This is a genomic window from Allobosea sp. AK1 (genome assembly GCF_006714945.1).
In the GTDB taxonomy this organism is placed as follows: domain Bacteria; phylum Pseudomonadota; class Alphaproteobacteria; order Rhizobiales; family Beijerinckiaceae; genus Allobosea; species Allobosea robiniae.
On sequence record NZ_VFMG01000001.1, the window covers coordinates 263,573 to 280,062 of the forward strand.

Sequence of the window (16,490 nt, forward strand, 5' to 3'; positions counted from 1 at the left end):
TGCAAATCCGCGCCGCTGGACGGGCTCATTCGCTCATCTTGTTGATCGATCCGGTCACGGACGGCGCCGCGACCGCGCCGATTGCTCCGCCGGCAATGGCTCCGATCGGCCCGCCGACGAGCGCACCGGCGCCCGCGCCGGCCGCAGCACCGGCGATGCGCTGGTCCGTCGTATTGCAGGCCGCGAGCAGCACGGCGAGGCTCCCCGCCAGAAAAACGCTTCGCATTGTCATCCCCATCTTCGCCCCGGCCCGGGTCGAGGATGGCGGCGGCATGGCTAACGGATGGTAAATCAGGCCTGAACGGTTGGCCCGAACACCCGCTCGAACGCTTCGCGCAGCACCGAATCGACCTCCGGCATCGTCACCGGCAGGCCCAGATCAACCAGCGAGGTCACGCCGTACTGGCTGACGCCGCAGGGCACGATGCCGTCGAAATGCGACAGCTCCGGCTCGACATTCAGCGAGATGCCGTGAAACGAAACCCAGCGCCGCACGCGGATACCGATGGCCGCGATCTTGTCCTCGGTGTCGACACCCTTGTTCGGCCGGCGCACCCAGACGCCGACGCGGTCCTCGCGCCGCTCGCCGCGAATATTGAAATCGTCGAGCGCGCCGATCAGCCAGCTCTCCAGCGCGGCGACGAAACGGCGCAGGTCGGGCTGGCGCCGCTTCAGGTCGAGCATGACATAGGCCACGCGCTGGCCGGGGCCGTGATAGGTGAACTGCCCCCCCCGCCCCGAACGGAACACCGGGAAGCGCTCCGGCGCGATCAGGTCCTCGTCGCGGGCCGAGGTGCCGGCCGTATAGAGCGGCGGATGCTCGACCAGCCAGACGCGCTCGCGCGCCAGGCCGTCCGCGATCAGCCCCGCACGGGCCTCCATTTCGGCGACGGCGTCGTCATAGCCGACGAGCCCCTCGGCTATGACCCATTCGACCGGCTCGGACACCCCTTCCGGCAGGAAGGAAACGGCCAGCTCCTCACGCATCTTCACCATGGCTTAACCATGTTCCGTCCAAAGTTTCCGGGCCGGCGACATCATCCGGCGCGACCCTCGAACCGCCTCTTGCGCCGAAAACCGGCAGGCAGGCAAGTTTCGCTGGTCGAATTCTGAAGTAGGGTTCCGGAGGCAGGACTTGAAGGCCGATCTCGATCTCGTCCCGGTGGAACTCACGGTGGTGCTCGGCCAGACCGAAATGCCGATCTACAAGCTGCTGCGCCTCGGCCGCGGCGCCATCATCGAATTGAACACCAGCGAGACCGACGAGGTTCAGATTCTCGCCAACAACCACCCTTTCGCCAAGGGAATCGTCGTGGTCAGCGGCGCGCGGATTTCCGTCGAGATCACCCAGATGCTGAAACGGCCGACGATCTACACCCTGCAGGCCGTCGCCGAGGCCGCCTGATCCGGCCGATCGGGGGAAAAGTCGCGCTTCTGCGTTTTTCCGCGATGACACCCTTGTGGCAGCGGATTCGATTTGCTAGATCGGCGCCGCTCCCTGGTTGCACCGCCCGCAACCGGAACCGAGCTGCGGTCGTGGCGGAATTGGTAGACGCACTACCTTGAGGTGGTAGCGGGGAGACCCGTGGAGGTTCGAGTCCTCTCGACCGCACCAAATTCGGATGAAAATCCAACGAAAGGCGACCCAGCGGGTCGCCTTTCGTGTTTCCGGTTGATGCCAATCGCTTGCACCCGAATCTTCGAGCTCTGCGACAATCGCGATTCGCCGTGTTCACAGCGGCCCGACACACCCCTGCCCCCGATTTGGCTGACAGATGGCAAAACTTTGGTAACGTAAACCGGCCATCAAGCATTCCAAGCAATTCTCCGGGATATGAACGCCCGCCGCATGCCAAGCTTCCGTGCCCTGCCCCTTCTGGCTGCCGCCGCTTTTGCGGCCCTTGGCGGCTGCGTCGCGCTCGACAGCTATCCGTCGAAGGGCGACGCCCGGCCGCATCCCGGTGTCGCGGCCGCGCATAAATACCCGGTCCACGGCATCGACATCTCGCGCTGGCAGGGCGAGATCGACTGGAGCGCCGTCAAGGCGGCCGGCACCCGCTTCGTCTACATGAAGGCGACCGAGGGCGGCGACCATGTCGACCCGAACTTCCGCCGCAACTGGGAAGGCGCGCGCCGCGCCGGCGTTCCGCGCGGTGCCTACCACTTCGTCTTCTGGTGCCGCCCGGCCCATGAGCAGGCCGTCTGGTTCAAGCAGCAGATCCCGAACGATCCCGACGCCCTGCCGCCGGTGCTCGATGTCGAGTGGAACGGCCATTCGCGGACCTGCCCGCAGAAGATCGACCGCGAGCTTGCCCGCGAGAAGATTCAGCTGATGCTGACCGAGCTCGAGCAGCTCACCGGCAAGAAGCCGGTGATCTATACCGACATCACTTTCCACCGCGAGGTGCTGGAGGGGCAGTTCAACAACTACCCCTACTGGATCCGCTCGACCGCAGCGCTGCCGGAAGCCCGCTACAGCAACCGCCCCTGGGCCTTCTGGCAGTTCACCACCACCGGCCGCGTGCCGGGCATCAAGGGCGATGTCGACCGCAACGCCTTCTTCGGCAGCGAAAGCCAGTTCGCCGGCTGGCTGCGCGGCGAATACGACATTGGCACGCGCCGCTGGAACCGCCGCGAGGAGCCGGCACCAGCGCCGCAACCTGCTCCCGCGCCGCAGCCAGCGCCGATCCCGGCCGTTCCCAGCCCGGATTTCGGGCCGGAGCCGCTGGCGCCGCAGCAGGACGTGCCGATGGCGCGTGTTCCCGGCAGCGTGCCCGCGGTCACCTCTGCCCTGCGTGCCGTCGACAACCAGGTCGAGCCCGTCGTCATCGACTGAGCCTACGGGCCTGAATCCGGCCGGTTAACCAAAGCTGAAATTGATTCTTAGACTGCGCCGCAATTCTAACCGGCGCTTAACCACGCTCCTCGCATCTGGACCTGTGATGCAGGAGAAACACATGCCAGCGCGCAAGCTGACCAGTCGACGGTCAGGCCTCGGAGCCTTCGCCCTTGCGGCGCTTCTGACCTGTGTCGTCGAGCCGGCGCAGGCGCTCTATCCGAAGAAGGGCGACAGCGCCCCGCATCACGGCGTCCGCGACGCACGGCGCAAGGTGATTCAGGGCATCGACGTCTCCCGCTGGCAGGGCGAGATCGACTGGGCGAGGGTCAAGGACGCCGGCACGCGCTTCGCCTTCATCAAGGCGACCGAGGGCGGCGACCATCTCGATCCCAATTTCAAGCGCAACTGGGCCGAGGCGAAGAAGCACGGCGTCGCGCGCGGCGCCTATCACTTCGTCTGGTGGTGCCGCTCGGCCAAGGAGCAGGTGCGCTGGTTCAAGAAGCACATTCCCCGCGATCCCGACGCATTGCCGCCGGTGCTCGACGTCGAATGGCAGAACGGCTCGCAATGCACCCGCAGGATCTCGAAGGAGCTGGCGCTCGCCAAGATCAACGAGATGCTGAAGGGCCTGCGCGAGCACACCGGCAAGAAGCCGATCATCTATACCGACATCAATTTCCACGAGGACGTGCTGGAAGGCGAGCTCAAGGACCACCCGTTCTGGCTGCGCTCGACCGCCGCTCCGCTGGCGAAGCGCTATGAGCGCGACCGCTGGGAGTTCTGGCAGTTCACCACCACCGGCCGCGTGCCGGGCGTCAGCGGCGATGTCGACCGCAACGCCTTCTTCGGCAGCGAGCGCGAATTCGACGCCTGGCGCCAGGGCCGCTTCGACATCGGCTCGCGCAAATGGCATGGCGGCGAGCCGAAGGTGGCGATCCGCACACCACCACCGACCCCGGCCGGCCTGCGCGCTCCGAAAGCAGCCGGTGGGACCAAGCTGAAGTTCGCCCCACCCGGCCGCATCCCGTCACGCACGGCCGCTAACCGCGATATCGGCGTCACCGGCTCGATCGGGAAGAACTGAGGCACCTTTTGCCGGCTGTCACGCCGCTGTCACATCCGCGGCGCCTTAGATCATCGCGCGTCCTATCGGACGCGATAACGATGATCTATCTCACGAGTGTCGCATCGGATTGATCCGATGCGACAGGCGCCGCGCTGCCGGGAGCCGCCCTGCGGCGGCAGCGGAAACCCGGCATGCACAGCGACGTCCAATCCCAATCCGGCATCATCTGGGCCTATCGCTTCGCCGAGGACGGACGGCCCGGCCGCGTCCCCCGCGACGAGATGCCGAACGTCGCGCCATCCGAAGGCTTCGTCTGGTTGCATCTCGACCTCGTACACACGCGGGCGCAGAGCTGGGTCACCGAACAGGACCTGCCGAACGCGACGCAGGAAGCCTTCCTCTCGCACGAACCCCACCAGCGGCTCGACCACTCCGCCAATCTCGCCTGGGGCGTCTCGCACGACCTGATCCGGGACATTGCCGACAAGTCCGAGGAAGTCGGCGCATTGCGCTGGATCGTCGGCGACAGGTTCCTGCTGACCGGCCGGCGCGAGGCCCTGCACTCGATCCGGATGACCGCCGAGGCGCTCGATCGCGGCGATCCGGCCGGAAGCCCGGCCGAGCTGTTCGAGCAGATCATCGAATACATCATCGACGACGTCACCGACGCCGTGGTGCGCCTTGTCGACGAGACCGACAGCGTCGAGGACCATATCCTGCTGGACCGGCTGCATGACGGGCCCCAGCGCGTCGGCTCTGTGCGCCGCACCGCTGTCCGGCTGCATCGCCAGCTCAGCGGCCTGCATGTCCTGTTCCGCCGCTTCGCCGAGACCCAGTCGGGCCGCAGCGCGCCCGATGCCGTCAAGGCCGCTGCGTCGCGGCTGCTCCAGCGCGTCGACGGGCTGCATCACGATGTCCAGTCGGTGCAGGATCGCGCCAGGCTGCTGCAGGACGAGATCGCCGCCCGCTCGGCCAGCCGCACCAACCGGCAGCTCTACGTGCTCTCGCTGCTGACCGCCCTGTTCCTGCCCGCGACCTTCATCACCGGCCTGTTCGGCATCAATGTGAAGGGCCTGCCCTGGGTCGAATCGGAGGGGGGCGCTGTCTTCGTCGCGCTGACCTGCATCGCCGCTGCCCTGCTCACCCTCGTCCTGCTCCGGCGCCGCGGCGTGATCGGAAGCTGAACCGGCCGGCGTCCTTCTTCGCTCACGCCGCGATCGGGCGCGCATTCACCTCGATGGTGACATGGGACAGCGTCGGCAGGTCGGCGAGCAGGGCCTTGTAGGCCGCGGGCGGCCTGGGCGCGCCGGTCACGATCGAGACGATGGCGCTGCGATGGCCCGGCCCGACCTGCCAGAGATGGAGATCGGCGACCTCGGCCCCCTCGGCTGCCAGCCGCTCGCCGATGCGCTCCGCCAGGGTCTCGTCCGGGACGGTGTCGAGGAGCACCGCGCCGGAGCTGCGCAGCAGCCCGATCGACCAATGCGCAATCACCCCGGCACCGACGATGCCCATCACCGGATCGAGCCAGACCCAGCCATAGAACCGCCCGCCGAGCAGCGCCGCGATTGCCAGAACCGAGGTGAAAGCATCGGCAACGACGTGCATATAAGCCGCGCGCAAGTTGGTATCGGCGCCATGCCCGCCATGGGAATGGTGGCCGTGATGGTGCTCGCCGTGGTCGTGATGGCCGTGAACGTTCCCATGGCCATGATGCCCGGTGCCGCCATGGCTATGACCATGGTGCTGATGGCCATGCCCGTCCCTGAGCAGCCAGGCGCTCGCCAGGTTCACCGCGAGCCCGAGCACTGCGATCGCCGTCGCCTGGGTGAAGTCGATCGCGATCGGCGAATAGAGTCGCAGCGCCGATTCGCCTGCGACCGCGAGCGCGATGAACATCAATAGCAAGGCGCTGGCGAAGGCGGCGAGATCACCGAGCTTGCCAGTTCCGAAGCTGAAGCGACGGTCATGGGCATGCTGCCGCGCGAAGCGATAAGCGAAGGCCGCGATGCCGAGCGCCGCCGCATGGGTCGACATGTGCCAGCCATCGGCGACCAGCGCCATCGAGCCGAAGACGGTGCCGGCAGCGATCTCGGCCACCATCATCACGGTGGTCAGGCCGACGACGAGCCAGGTGCGCCGCTCGTGGCGTTCGTGCTCGCCGCCGAGAAAGACGTGCTGATGCTGGGCGGGAAAGCTGTTGGCAGCCGGCATCGGTTCGCTCCGGGTCTTCAGAGATATTTGGTCAGGGCCTTGAGGCCCTCGATCGTGCGGCGCGCCTCCGGCGTCGCCACCTGCGCGTGGTCGAACAGGTGATGCTCGATATGGTCGAAAATCAGCAGCGACTTGACCTTCTCCAGCGCCTTCTCGACGGCCTGGAGCTGCTGCACGACGTCCGGGACCTCCCGCCCCGCCTCGACCATGCCGACGACCGTGCCGAGATGCCCCTGCGCCCGGCGCAGGCGATTAAGGATATCGGGGTTCATCGCGTGGCTCATGAGTATATCCTATCCCCCTGGAGGGGATATGCAAGTGCCCTCTGCCGCGCCGACGCCAAGACGCGGCGGGCGCGGCTGCGCACTGACGCTCCTGCTGCGGGCCGCTATAACGGGGCAAAGGGAGCGACGCTCCCAACGCTTTGCCGGGAGAACCAGCCATGCTTGCCAACGCGCCGCGCCCGTTCAATTTCGACCTCGGCGAGACCGCCGACGCAATCCGCGACACCGTTTTCGCCTTCGCGCAGGAGAAGATCGCCCCACGCGCCGAGGAGATCGACAAGACCAATCAGTTCCCGCGCGATCTCTGGCCGGAAATGGGCGCGCTCGGCCTGCACGGCATGACGGTCGATGAGGAGCATGGCGGCACCGGGCTCGGCTATCTCGAGCATTGCATCGCAGTCGAGGAGGTCTCGCGCGCTTCGGCCTCGGTCGGCCTCTCCTACGGCGCTCACTCGAATCTCTGCGTCAACCAGATCAGCCGCAACGGCAACGAGGCGCAGAAGCGGAAATACCTGCCGAAGCTGATCTCGGGCGAGCATGTCGGCGCGCTCGCCATGTCCGAGCCCGGCTCAGGCTCCGACGTCGTCTCGATGCGCACCCGCGCCGACAGGAAGGGCGACCGCTACGTCCTCAACGGCAACAAGATGTGGATCACCAACGGCCCGATCGCCGAAACATTGGTGGTCTACGCCAAGACCGATCCGGAAGCCGGCCCGCGCGGCATCACCGCCTTCCTGATCGAGAAGGGCATGAAGGGCTTCTCGACCCACCAGAAACTCGACAAGCTCGGCATGCGCGGCTCCGACACCTGCGAGCTCGTCTTCCAGGATTGCGAGGTGCCGGAGGAGAACGTGCTGGGCACCGTCGGGCGCGGCGTCAACGTGCTGATGTCGGGCCTCGACTACGAGCGCGTCGTACTGGCGGCAGGCCCGCTCGGCATCATGCAGGCGGCGCTCGACGTGGTCATGCCCTATGTCCATGAGCGCAAGCAGTTCGGCCAGTCGATCGGCGAGTTCCAGCTCGTCCAGGGCAAGGTCGCCGACATGTATGTCGCGATGAACTCCTGCCGCGCCTATGTCTATGCCGTCGCCAAGGCCTGCGACCGCGGCGAAACCACCCGCGAAGATGCCGCCGGCGCGATCCTGATCGCGGCCGAGAAGGCGACGCAGGTCGCGCTCGACGCGATCCAGCTCCTCGGCGGCAACGGCTATATCAACGATTATCCGACCGGCCGCCTGCTGCGCGACGCCAAGCTCTACGAGATCGGCGCCGGCACCAGCGAGATCCGGCGGATGCTGATCGGCCGGGAGCTGTTCAACAAGACGAAGTGAGGTTAGAGGGCCTGATGCCCCTCTATTTCGCCTACGGCCTCAACATGGACCCCGTCGGGATGGCGCAGCGCTGCCCCAAGGCGCAGCCGCTCGGCCCGGCCCGCCTGCCCCGGCACCGCTTCATCGTCACCCGCGACGGCTATGCCTCGGTGATCCGCGATCCGCGCGAGGAGGTCCATGGCGTGCTCTGGGACTGCTCGCTCGGCGAGATGCGCGTCCTCGACAAGTTCGAGGAACTCGCCAGCGGGCTCTATGTGAAGCTCAACCAGCCGGTGATCGTACCGGGCGGCGCCAAGCGCGCGCTGATCTATATCGGCCGCTCGGCCGATCCCGGACGGCCGCGTCCGGGCTATATGGAAGCGGTCATCGTCGGGGCGAAACATTTCGGCCTGCCAGAGACTTACGTCACCGGCTTGAATCGTTTTCTGATGAAGCCGAATCTCGATCTAAAGGGCTTGAATCAGGATACGAACGCGCCGCTGCCGCCCGGCCCCGTGAAGGGCGTACGGCCAAGGGCGCTGGCGCCAAAATAGATCCCAAAACGAAAAGGGCCGCTTGCGCGGCCCTTTCCTTGTTCGGGGAAGCTGGCGGCGGTTATGCCGCCAGTCCCTTGGCCAGCTCGCTGACCTGCTTCTCGAACAGCGCGCGATAGGCGCCGTCCTTGCGGGTCAGCAGAGCCTCGTGCGGGCCTTCCTCGATCACCTGGCCGCGATCGAAGACCAGGATGCGGTCCATGGCTCGCACCGTCGAGAGACGATGCGCGATCACGATCGTGGTGCGGCCTTCCATCAGGCGTTCGATCGCCTGCTGGATCAGCGCCTCCGATTCCGAATCGAGGCTCGAGGTCGCCTCGTCCAGGATCAGGATCGGCGCATCGGCCAGGAAGGCGCGGGCCAGCGCAACACGCTGGCGCTCGCCGCCCGAGAGCTTGATGCCGCGCTCGCCGACGAGCGTGGCGTAGCCCTTGGGCAGGCGCATGATGAACTCATGCGCATTGGCGAGCTTCGCCGCCTGCTCGACCTGCGCCTGGCTCGCGCCCGGCCGGCCATAGGCGATGTTCTCCGCCAGCGAGCGGTGGAACAGCACCGGCTCCTGCTGCACGATCGCGATCTGCTGGCGCAAGGACGCCTGCGTGACATCGGCGATATCCTGCCCGTCGATCGCGATGCGGCCCGAGGTGACGTCGTAGAGCCGCTGCACCAGCTTGACGAAGGTCGTCTTGCCGGAGCCCGAGCGGCCGACGAGGCCGACCTTCTCGCCGCCACGGATGGTCAGCGAGAAATCGCGGTAGAGCGGATCGGCATGACCTCCGTAGTGGAAGGTCACATCCTCGAAGGCGATCTCGCCCGCGGTAACGCCCATTGCCACCGCGCCCTTCCGGTCCGGCACGCCATAGGGAAGGTCGTGCATCCAGACGAGCTCCTCCATGTCGTTGACCGAGCGCTGCAGGTTGTGGACGTGCTGGCCGACATCGCGCAGATAGCCATGCACCACTGCATAGGCCGTCAGCACGAAGGCGACGTCGCCGGGCGAAGCCTGCCCGTTGGCCCAGAGCCAGATCACCAGACCGATCACCGCCGCGCGCAGGAAAAGCAGCACGATGTTCTGGCCGGTGCCCGACCAGGTGCCGCGAATCCAGGCGCGACTCGTCCTGAGGCTCCACTTCGACACGACGGTCGCGAGCCGCAGGTCCTCGCGCGCCTCGCCGCCATAGGCCTTCACCACCGGGTTGCAGGTGATGGCATCGGCCAGCGCGCCGCCGAGCCGCGTATCCCAGGCGTTGCCCAGCCGCGCCGCCGGGGCGACGAAGCGCAGCGACAGCGCCAGCGTCAGCCCGATATAGGCGAGAGCGCCGAGCGCCACGACGAGCCCCATCGCCGGCCAGTGCCAGGCCAGCACCGCCGTCATGCCGAGCAGGATGACCAGCGACGGCAGGAGCGCGATCAGAACCGTATCGGTCAGCAGGTCGAGTGCCCACATGCCGCGCGTGATCTTGCGCACCGTCGAGCCCGCGAAATTGTTCGCGTGCCAGTCGGTCGAGAAGCGCTGCAGGCGTGCGAAGGCCTCCTGCGAGACGTCGCTCATCGTGCGCAGCGTCATCACGGTCAGCCCGACGAAGGCGAAATGCCGCCCGAGCACCATGATGGCGGCGAGCACCATCATCGCGCCGAGCGCCCACAGCGCCGCCTCCGTGCCGCCCGCCCCGCTCGACACGGCGTCGACGAGGCGCCCGGCATAGACCGGCGTGAACAGCTCTGCGAGCGTGGCGGCTACGGTGACGCCGGCCACCCAGGCGACCTGCCCGGGCTGGCGGGCCCAGTGGCTGAAAGTGAAGCCGAGAACGGCCCGGAACGGCTCGCGCCGCCCGGTTTGAGTATCGTGAGACATAGCGTCATTCGGCGCCAGGACGGCTGCCGACTCCGAAATCAGGCGAAGACGACGACGCGCGCCGGCTTCGGCAATGAAAGACAAAAATTGGAAAAAGGCTCAGGAGGCAGCCCGGAGGCGGGCCTCGTGCGAGACCGACCTAGTGCCGGGTTGGTCGCATGGGAGTGGCTGCGGTGTTGATGAATTTCATTCAGCCCTCCCTTTCTTGAGTTGGAGCCAAGGCGAAGGAAGATGCCTGATGTTTAAGCAGCGCGCAAGCCCGCCCCTCATGCAATGACTGCACGGGGCGTCTTCGCCCAATTCAAGGCGAAGTTGCGCGTCGCCTTACCAGAACAATGCCACCAAGCGAACCGCGATCACCAGCAGGAAGGCCGCGATGATCGTGCCGAGCACCTGCTGGCGCTTGGCATGGTTGGGCCAGCGCCGCGCGAGCAGCCTGCCCAGCGGCTTGCGGAAAACGAAAGCCGCGACCAGCAGAACGATGACGTAATGGGACAAGGTCGGGTCTTAAGCCTTCTTGTCGGCGGGGGTTGAATCGACGGGCGCACCGGCCTTCTTCCAGGCACCAAACCCGCCCGCGACATGGGCGACCGGCTTCAACCCCATCTCCTGCGCTACCTGCGCGGCGAGAGCCGAGCGCCAGCCGCCGCCGCAGAAGAAGACGAAGCGCTTGTCCTGTTGGAAGACCGGCTTGGCATAGGGGCTTTCCGGATCGATCCAGAATTCGAGCATGCCGCGCGGACAGTGGAAGGCCCCAGGCATCCGCCCTTCCCGCTCCAGCTCGCGCGGATCGCGCAGATCGACGAAGACCACATCGTCGCTGCCATGCAGCGCCTGCGCCTGCTCGACCGACAACGTCTCGATCCGGCTCTCGGCCTCCGCGACCAGCGCCTTGTAACCCTTGGTGATGGTCTGCGGCACGCTTGGGCCTCCCCGATTCCGGCCGCACCGTGGCGCCTTGCCGATGCAGCGTCAATGCTGCCGCCTTGCAGCCACGCAGCACAGCGCACAAGCTGCTTGCCTCAGCCCCGGGCGAAATGGCAGAGCGGCGACATGTTCGGCTTCAGCAATCTCGACCTGATCGCCCTGGCGTTCTTCATCCTGTCCTGGCTCGGCTACCACTACGTGGTCGAGATGGGTCCCTATGCCGCCCGGACACTGAACATGCGGATGAACCTGCGCCGCGCCCGCTGGATCCGTGAGTCGGCGGCCCGCGAGGTCAGGATCGTCGATACTCAGGTCATGGGCGGACTGCAGAACGGCACCGCCTTCTTCGCCTCGACCTCGCTGCTCGCGATCGGCGGCACGCTCGCCCTTTTGAACGCAACGGACCGCGCCGTCGCCATCTTCAGCGACCTGCCCTTCGTGCCGGCAACCCTTCGCTCCGTCTGGGAACTGAAGATCATCGGGCTCGTCGGTATCTTCGGCTACGCCTTCTTCAAGTTCGCCTGGAGCTACCGGCTCTTCAACTACTGCGTCATCCTGGTCGGCGCCTTGCCCCCGTTCGACAGCAAGGACGAGGCGACGATGGCCCATGCGATCCATGAGACCACCGAGATGAACATCGCCGCCGGCCGGCATTTCAACCGCGGCCAGCGCGCCTTCTTCTTCGCGCTCGCCTATCTCGGCTGGTTCCTCGGCCCGGTCAGCTTCATCGGCTTTACCGGCGCCGTACTGGTCGCGATGTACCGGCGCCAGTTCGCCTCCGACGCGACCCGCGTCTTCAACTATCCGGGCCAATCATGAGCATCGAACCCGAGGTGATCGAGAGCACGATCCTCGACCTGCTGTCGCAGCGGGAGGCAGGGCTGACGATCTCGCCGATGGATGTCGCCCGTCGCCTCGGCGGCGATCACCCGGATGGCTGGGGGCCGTTGATGCAGCCGGTGCGCCGGGTCGCCGTGAAGCTGATGAAGGAAGGCCGGCTCGTCATCACCCGCAAGGGCCGCCCGGTCGATCCCGACGACTTTCGCGGCGTCTACAGGCTGGTCCTGCCCGCGGGGCCGTGATCACGGCCCCGGAAAGAGCTCGTCCGTATAGCCTGCGAGCCGATAGGCCAGGAGCCCGACCCATTCCTTGAAGCCATTATCGGCGATCTCGAGCGCGCGCGGGGCACGGCTGTAGGGACGGATGAAATCGCCCGGCTCGCCGCTAGACCAGAAATCCACCGGAAAGGCCTCGACCGCGAACCCGGCCTTGCGGAAGACGCCGATCGAGCGCGGCATATGCCAGGCAGAGGTTACCAGCAGCCAGCGCTCGCCGGGCTTCGGATCGACGAGCCTGCGGGTGAAGGCGGCGTTCTCGCGCGTGTTGCGCGACTTGTCCTCCAGGATGAGCCGGGCGGGATCGAGCCCCAGCCCTTCGAACAGCAGCTTCGCGCCATCGGCCTCGGTCACGGTCGCTTCCGAGATCAGGTTGGCGGCCCCACCGGTAAAGACAATCTTCGCCTGCGGATGCAGACGTGCCAGTTCGACCGCCTTGGTCATACGTACAGCGGACGAATTCATCACGACGTCGCCCCGCGCGACGCCGATCGCGCCGCCGAGCACGACGATGCCGGTCACCGGCCCCTTGCGGGCGTCCTGCTGCGGAAACCGGTCCTCCAGCGGCCGGAGCACGATGCGCGGCAGCGGGCTGAACGCCATCAGGCCGAGCGCAATCAGCGAGATCAGCCCGATCCAGCGCGCGGGCCGCGCGAAACGCGTGAAGGCCAGCAGCCCCGAAAGCCCGGCGAGCAGGATGGCGAGATTGACCGGCGACAGGACGAACCAGACGACCTTGGACAGAACGAAGAACATCGGGGCTCGCAAGGATGAGGCGGGGCGGCGACTGCGCTCGCTTTAGCCGCGATCGCTATTCGAGGATATCGGCATGATGGTCCCGCCGCAGTCGCTCCGGCGCAAGCGGCAGGCAGCTTCAGCGAATGATCCGAGGCGGCGCTTGCGGGCGTCGGCCGCCGGCCCGCGGCAGGGCCTTTGCAAGCTCGATCGCCCGGCCGGCGACCTCCCGCAATTCGCAGCCTGCCTGCCTTCCGGCTTGCAGCGCCTCTCGCTGGGTCGCGCCGTAGAAGGCACATTTCTGCGTGACATAGCTTTCCCAGGCGAGTTGCAGCGCCGCGAGCCGGCTGCGCTGGCCGGCATCGAGCCCTCGCCCCGTCACCTGCAGGGCAAGCGTCAGGCGCTCCCGCCAGGCCGCCTCCTCGCGCCGGGCGCAGGCGGCTTCAGCCCCGCGCGGATCGTTGCTGGCGGCGCGCACGCAAGCCACCGCCACCGAGCCGACGCACATCGAAGGCGAGGCGTTGCTGTCACGCAGGCAGCCGGAGAGCGCCGCGAGATCTGTCCGCAGCGTCGGTGAGGTCTGTGCGATTGCCGGCGCGGCAGCGAAGCTGCACAGGAGCAGGACCATCCGAAAAATGTTCATGCCGCCATCATGCCAGCGGCGGCGCCGGGATCAAGCCCGTCGCGCTGCCTTCACGTAATCGGCAACGGCAGCGCGGCCTGCGCTGCCGGCCTTGCGAAGAGCGCCTCGTACCAGCGCTGCACCGCTGGCCTTGCGATCCGCTCGACCGGCATGTTGAGCCAGCGATGGACACCGCAGCCGACAGCGATATCGGCCATACCGAAGCGCTCCCCGGCCAGGTAGGGCCGGTCAGCCAGTTGCGCCTCGAGGATCGTCATCAGCGCTTCGGCCCGTGCGACACCATCGGCTATCACCTTCGGATCGGTGAAGGCCGGCACCTTGCGCACCACGCCCCAGAGCACCGGCGCCAGCGCCGGCTGGAGCTCGGACTGCATCCAGTCCACCCAGCGATCGGCCAGCGCCCGCCGCGCCGGATCCTCGTCCCAGAGCACGTCCGCGGCATAACGGGCGGCAAGGTAGCGCAGGATGCTGCTCGATTCCCAGAGGACGAGCTCGCCGTCACGCAGCACGGGGATCTGCTTGTTGGGATTCATCTGGGCGAATTCGGGGGTATCGAGCCCACCGAACGGCCCGCCGACATCGATACGCTCGAAGGCCTGTCCGGCCTCCCCGGCTGCCCAGACCACCTTCTGGACGTTGATCGAGCTCAACCGTCCCCAGATCGTCAGCATGACAGGCTCCTCAACCGCGTCCGCTCCCGGACGGAAGGCGACAATACAGTTCCGACAGCCCTCATCCTGAGGAGCCGCGGCACGCGGCGTCTCGAAGGATGTTCCAGAGAGCGCAGGAGCCTACTGGATCATCCTTCGAGACGCAGCCTTCGGCTGCTCCTCAGGATGAGGGCTCGCGGGTGCTCAAACGATGCTCAGGCGAATTCCATGATGACGGCATCGACCGCGAGCGAGTCGCCTTCCTTCGCCAGGATCTTGGCGATGGTGACGTCCTTCTCGGCGCGCAGCACGTTCTCCATCTTCATCGCCTCGACCATGGCGAGCGGCTCGCCAGCCTTGACCTCCTGGCCCACGGCAACCGAAATCGCCTTGACCAGGCCCGGCATCGGGCAGAGCAGGAACTTGCCGGTATCGGCAGCAACCTTCTCCGGCATCAGCGCGGCCAATTCCGCCTCGCGCTGCGTATAGACATGGGCATTGGCATAGGCGCCGGCATGGCCGAGCGCGACGCCGTTCAGGATGGGCCGGACCTGCGCTGCGACCTTCACCCCGTCGAGCGTGCCATGCCAGACCGGCTCGCCCGGCACCCACTCGCTGACGACGCTGACGCTGCGGCCCGCGAAGGCGATGTCAATCGCCCCGCCCTGCTCCGTCACCTCACCCTCGAAGCGCTCAGCGCCGAGCTGGACGATGCGCAAACGGTCGAAGGAAACCTTGCGCCAGCCTTCCATCTGCGCCGAGACATGACGCTTGCGCTGGTTCATGCGGTGGTCGCAGGCGATCGCGATCGCCGCCATGCGTTGCGCGGTCTCGCCTTGCGGCGCCGGCAGCGAGAAGCCTTCCGGAAACTCCTCGGCGATGAAGCCGGTCGAAAGATTGCCCGCGATCCAGCGCGGATGCTGCATCACTGCCGCGACGAAGGGGATGTTGTGGCGGATGCCGTCGATGGCGAAGGCATCGAGCGCCCGCGCTTGCGCCTTGATCGCAGCCTCGCGCGTCGGCGCATGGGTCACGAGCTTCGCGATCATCGGGTCGTAATAGATCGAGATCTCGCCGCCCTCGAAGACGCCGGTGTCGTTGCGCACAACCGCTTCGCCATCCGGCCCCTCGCTCGGCGGCCGATAGGTCACGAGCCGGCCGGTCGAAGGCAGGAAGTTGCGGGTCGGGTCCTCGGCATAGACACGGCTTTCCACCGCCCAGCCGTCGAGCTTCACATCCGCCTGCGAAATCGCGAGCTTCTCGCCATAGGCGACGCGGATCATCTGCTCGACCAGATCGATGCCGGTGATCATCTCGGTCACCGGGTGCTCGACCTGGAGGCGGGTGTTCATCTCCAGGAAATAGAAGGACTTGTCCTGGCCGGCGACGAACTCGACCGTGCCGGCCGAGTCGTAGTTCACGGCCTTGGCCAGCGCGACCGCCTGCTCGCCCATCTTCCTGCGAGTCGCCTCGTCGAGCAGCGGCGACGGCGCCTCCTCCAGCACCTTCTGGTTGCGGCGCTGGATCGAGCATTCGCGCTCGCCGAGATAGATGACGTTGCCGTGCTTGTCGCCGAGGACCTGGATCTCGATATGGCGGGGATCGACGATGAACTTCTCGACGAAGACGCGATCGTCGCCGAAGGAGGACGCGGCTTCCGACTTGGCGCGGGCAAAGCCCTCAGCCACCTCGCCTGAAGAATGGGCGATGCGCATGCCCTTGCCGCCGCCGCCGGCCGAGGCCTTGATCATCACGGGATAGCCGATCTCGTCGGCGATCGTCACGGCGTGCTCGGGGCTCTCGATGATGCCGAGGAAGCCGGGAACGGTGGAGACCTTGGCAGCGGCCGCTGCCTTCTTCGATTCGATCTTGTCGCCCATCGCGGCGATGGCGCCGGGATTGGGGCCGATGAAGACGATGCCGTTATCCTTCAGCGCCTGGGCGAAGGCCTCGCGCTCGGAGAGGAAGCCGTAGCCGGGATGCACGGCCTCGGCGCCGGTCTGCTTGCAGGCGTCGATAATCTTGTCGATCAGGAGATAGGACTGCGCTGCGGGCGCGGCGCCGATATGCACAGCCTCGTCGGCCATCTCGACATGCAGCGCATCGCGATCCGCGTCGGAATAGACGGCGACCGTCTTGATGCCCATGCGCCGCGCCGTCTTGATGACACGGCAGGCGATTTCGCCGCGGTTCGCGATCAGGATCTTCGAGAACATGCGCGGACCACCCCCAGCTTCAGACCAGACTGCAATAGCCGGGGTGTATGGGACGCCGCAACTGCCGTCCACCGATGCGAAA

The 16,490-nt window shown here is 66.7% G+C and carries 18 protein-coding genes, 1 tRNA gene and 1 pseudogene; 9 read left to right on the forward strand and 11 right to left on the reverse strand.

Annotated features, from left to right (window positions below):
- Positions 1 to 25: 25 nt before the first annotated feature.
- Positions 26 to 232, reverse strand: coding sequence for a hypothetical protein (locus FHT98_RS01325; protein WP_061967421.1), 207 nt, complete (start codon positions 230 to 232; stop codon positions 26 to 28).
- Positions 233 to 291: 59 nt separating this feature from the next.
- Positions 292 to 996 (reverse strand): lipoyl(octanoyl) transferase LipB, encoded by a 705-nt coding sequence (gene lipB / locus FHT98_RS01330; RefSeq protein ID WP_061967419.1) that lies wholly within the window; start codon positions 994 to 996, stop codon positions 292 to 294.
- 139 nt (positions 997 to 1,135) lie between these two features.
- On the opposite strand from lipB, the gene FHT98_RS01335 reads away from it, so the two are divergent.
- The 5 genes and pseudogenes from FHT98_RS01335 to FHT98_RS01355 all read left to right on the forward strand — a co-directional run bounded on the left by FHT98_RS01335 (position 1,136) and on the right by FHT98_RS01355 (position 5,089).
- Positions 1,136 to 1,405 carry a FliM/FliN family flagellar motor switch protein gene (locus FHT98_RS01335; RefSeq protein WP_082617404.1) on the forward strand — a complete coding sequence of 90 codons (270 nt, stop codon included), beginning with the start codon at positions 1,136 to 1,138 and terminating at the stop codon, positions 1,403 to 1,405.
- 125 nt (positions 1,406 to 1,530) lie between these two features.
- Positions 1,531 to 1,615 (forward strand) — tRNA-Leu (locus FHT98_RS01340).
- A gap of 219 nt (positions 1,616 to 1,834) precedes the next feature.
- Positions 1,835 to 2,608: pseudogene (locus FHT98_RS01345) on the forward strand (glycoside hydrolase family 25 protein); the annotation flags it as partial.
- A 349-nt stretch (positions 2,609 to 2,957) separates the two neighbouring features.
- Complete coding sequence (locus FHT98_RS01350) at positions 2,958 to 3,923, forward strand: glycoside hydrolase family 25 protein (RefSeq protein ID WP_082617402.1); 966 nt, start codon at positions 2,958 to 2,960, stop codon at positions 3,921 to 3,923.
- A gap of 173 nt (positions 3,924 to 4,096) precedes the next feature.
- The gene (locus tag FHT98_RS01355; protein WP_142111932.1) at positions 4,097 to 5,089 is read left to right on the forward strand and encodes a CorA family divalent cation transporter; all 993 of its coding nucleotides are present in this window, start codon (positions 4,097 to 4,099) and stop codon (positions 5,087 to 5,089) included.
- Positions 5,090 to 5,111: 22 nt separating this feature from the next.
- Here the strand turns inward: FHT98_RS01355 and dmeF are convergent, their stop codons facing one another.
- Together dmeF and FHT98_RS01365 are read right to left on the reverse strand one after the other, a co-directional pair.
- Entirely contained in the window at positions 5,112 to 6,119 is a 1,008-nt protein-coding gene (gene dmeF, locus FHT98_RS01360; protein ID WP_142111933.1) for a CDF family Co(II)/Ni(II) efflux transporter DmeF, read from the reverse strand.
- A 17-nt stretch (positions 6,120 to 6,136) separates the two neighbouring features.
- Entirely contained in the window at positions 6,137 to 6,403 is a 267-nt protein-coding gene (locus FHT98_RS01365; protein WP_061968262.1) for a metal-sensing transcriptional repressor, read from the reverse strand.
- A 158-nt stretch (positions 6,404 to 6,561) separates the two neighbouring features.
- Between FHT98_RS01365 and FHT98_RS01370 the strand changes: the two genes are divergently transcribed.
- Both FHT98_RS01370 and FHT98_RS01375 read left to right on the forward strand, forming a co-directional pair.
- Complete coding sequence (locus FHT98_RS01370; protein ID WP_061967414.1) at positions 6,562 to 7,734, forward strand: isovaleryl-CoA dehydrogenase; 1,173 nt, start codon at positions 6,562 to 6,564, stop codon at positions 7,732 to 7,734.
- A gap of 14 nt (positions 7,735 to 7,748) precedes the next feature.
- Positions 7,749 to 8,267 (forward strand): gamma-glutamylcyclotransferase family protein, encoded by a 519-nt coding sequence (locus FHT98_RS01375; RefSeq protein WP_142111934.1) that lies wholly within the window; start codon positions 7,749 to 7,751, stop codon positions 8,265 to 8,267.
- A 61-nt stretch (positions 8,268 to 8,328) separates the two neighbouring features.
- On the opposite strand, the gene FHT98_RS01380 is transcribed toward FHT98_RS01375, so the two are convergent.
- From FHT98_RS01380 to FHT98_RS01385, 3 genes are all read right to left on the reverse strand, one after another.
- Positions 8,329 to 10,122, reverse strand: coding sequence for an ABC transporter ATP-binding protein (locus tag FHT98_RS01380; protein WP_091861243.1), 1,794 nt, complete (start codon positions 10,120 to 10,122; stop codon positions 8,329 to 8,331).
- A 324-nt stretch (positions 10,123 to 10,446) separates the two neighbouring features.
- Positions 10,447 to 10,620, reverse strand: coding sequence for a hypothetical protein (locus FHT98_RS26065; RefSeq protein ID WP_156134565.1), 174 nt, complete (start codon positions 10,618 to 10,620; stop codon positions 10,447 to 10,449).
- 9 nt (positions 10,621 to 10,629) lie between these two features.
- Positions 10,630 to 11,043 (reverse strand): rhodanese-like domain-containing protein, encoded by a 414-nt coding sequence (locus tag FHT98_RS01385; RefSeq protein WP_142111935.1) that lies wholly within the window; start codon positions 11,041 to 11,043, stop codon positions 10,630 to 10,632.
- A 132-nt stretch (positions 11,044 to 11,175) separates the two neighbouring features.
- Here FHT98_RS01385 and FHT98_RS01390 point away from each other — a divergent pair, with 132 nt between their 5' ends.
- Entirely contained in the window at positions 11,176 to 11,868 is a 693-nt protein-coding gene (locus FHT98_RS01390; RefSeq protein WP_061967409.1) for a DUF599 domain-containing protein, read from the forward strand.
- Complete coding sequence (locus FHT98_RS01395; RefSeq protein WP_142111937.1) at positions 11,865 to 12,131, forward strand: DUF3253 domain-containing protein; 267 nt, start codon at positions 11,865 to 11,867, stop codon at positions 12,129 to 12,131. The genes FHT98_RS01390 and FHT98_RS01395 overlap by 4 nt, the downstream gene beginning before the upstream one ends.
- Here the strand turns inward: FHT98_RS01395 and FHT98_RS01400 are convergent, their stop codons facing one another.
- From FHT98_RS01400 to FHT98_RS01415, 4 genes are all read right to left on the reverse strand, one after another.
- Complete coding sequence (locus tag FHT98_RS01400; protein ID WP_061967406.1) at positions 12,132 to 12,920, reverse strand: YdcF family protein; 789 nt, start codon at positions 12,918 to 12,920, stop codon at positions 12,132 to 12,134.
- Between the two features lie 118 nt (positions 12,921 to 13,038).
- Positions 13,039 to 13,542, reverse strand: coding sequence for a lysozyme inhibitor LprI family protein (locus FHT98_RS01405; RefSeq protein WP_142111940.1), 504 nt, complete (start codon positions 13,540 to 13,542; stop codon positions 13,039 to 13,041).
- A 50-nt stretch (positions 13,543 to 13,592) separates the two neighbouring features.
- Positions 13,593 to 14,213 (reverse strand): glutathione S-transferase family protein, encoded by a 621-nt coding sequence (locus FHT98_RS01410; protein WP_142111942.1) that lies wholly within the window; start codon positions 14,211 to 14,213, stop codon positions 13,593 to 13,595.
- A 194-nt stretch (positions 14,214 to 14,407) separates the two neighbouring features.
- Positions 14,408 to 16,408: an acetyl-CoA carboxylase biotin carboxylase subunit gene (locus tag FHT98_RS01415; protein WP_142111944.1), complete on the reverse strand. Its 2,001-nt coding sequence runs from the start codon at positions 16,406 to 16,408 to the stop codon at positions 14,408 to 14,410.
- Positions 16,409 to 16,490 lie beyond the last annotated feature (82 nt).

Excerpts from the sequence above, each read along its gene's own strand:
- FHT98_RS01325 (WP_061967421.1), bottom strand. The coding sequence starts at position 232 with ATGACAATGCGAAGCGTTTTTCTGGCGGGGAGCCTCGCCGTGCTGCTC.
- lipB (WP_061967419.1), bottom strand. The coding sequence starts at position 996 with ATGGTGAAGATGCGTGAGGAGCTGGCCGTTTCCTTCCTGCCGGAAGGG.
- FHT98_RS01350 (WP_082617402.1), top strand. The coding sequence starts at position 2,958 with ATGCCAGCGCGCAAGCTGACCAGTCGACGGTCAGGCCTCGGAGCCTTC.
- FHT98_RS01355 (WP_142111932.1), top strand. The coding sequence starts at position 4,097 with ATGCACAGCGACGTCCAATCCCAATCCGGCATCATCTGGGCCTATCGC.
- dmeF (WP_142111933.1), bottom strand. The coding sequence starts at position 6,119 with ATGCCGGCTGCCAACAGCTTTCCCGCCCAGCATCAGCACGTCTTTCTC.
- FHT98_RS01365 (WP_061968262.1), bottom strand. The coding sequence starts at position 6,403 with ATGAGCCACGCGATGAACCCCGATATCCTTAATCGCCTGCGCCGGGCG.
- FHT98_RS01370 (WP_061967414.1), top strand. The coding sequence starts at position 6,562 with ATGCTTGCCAACGCGCCGCGCCCGTTCAATTTCGACCTCGGCGAGACC.
- FHT98_RS01375 (WP_142111934.1), top strand. The coding sequence starts at position 7,749 with ATGCCCCTCTATTTCGCCTACGGCCTCAACATGGACCCCGTCGGGATG.
- FHT98_RS01380 (WP_091861243.1), bottom strand. The coding sequence starts at position 10,122 with ATGTCTCACGATACTCAAACCGGGCGGCGCGAGCCGTTCCGGGCCGTT.
- FHT98_RS01390 (WP_061967409.1), top strand. The coding sequence starts at position 11,176 with ATGTTCGGCTTCAGCAATCTCGACCTGATCGCCCTGGCGTTCTTCATC.
- FHT98_RS01395 (WP_142111937.1), top strand. The coding sequence starts at position 11,865 with ATGAGCATCGAACCCGAGGTGATCGAGAGCACGATCCTCGACCTGCTG.
- FHT98_RS01400 (WP_061967406.1), bottom strand. The coding sequence starts at position 12,920 with ATGTTCTTCGTTCTGTCCAAGGTCGTCTGGTTCGTCCTGTCGCCGGTC.
- FHT98_RS01405 (WP_142111940.1), bottom strand. The coding sequence starts at position 13,542 with ATGAACATTTTTCGGATGGTCCTGCTCCTGTGCAGCTTCGCTGCCGCG.
- FHT98_RS01410 (WP_142111942.1), bottom strand. The coding sequence starts at position 14,213 with ATGCTGACGATCTGGGGACGGTTGAGCTCGATCAACGTCCAGAAGGTG.
- FHT98_RS01415 (WP_142111944.1), bottom strand. The coding sequence starts at position 16,408 with ATGTTCTCGAAGATCCTGATCGCGAACCGCGGCGAAATCGCCTGCCGT.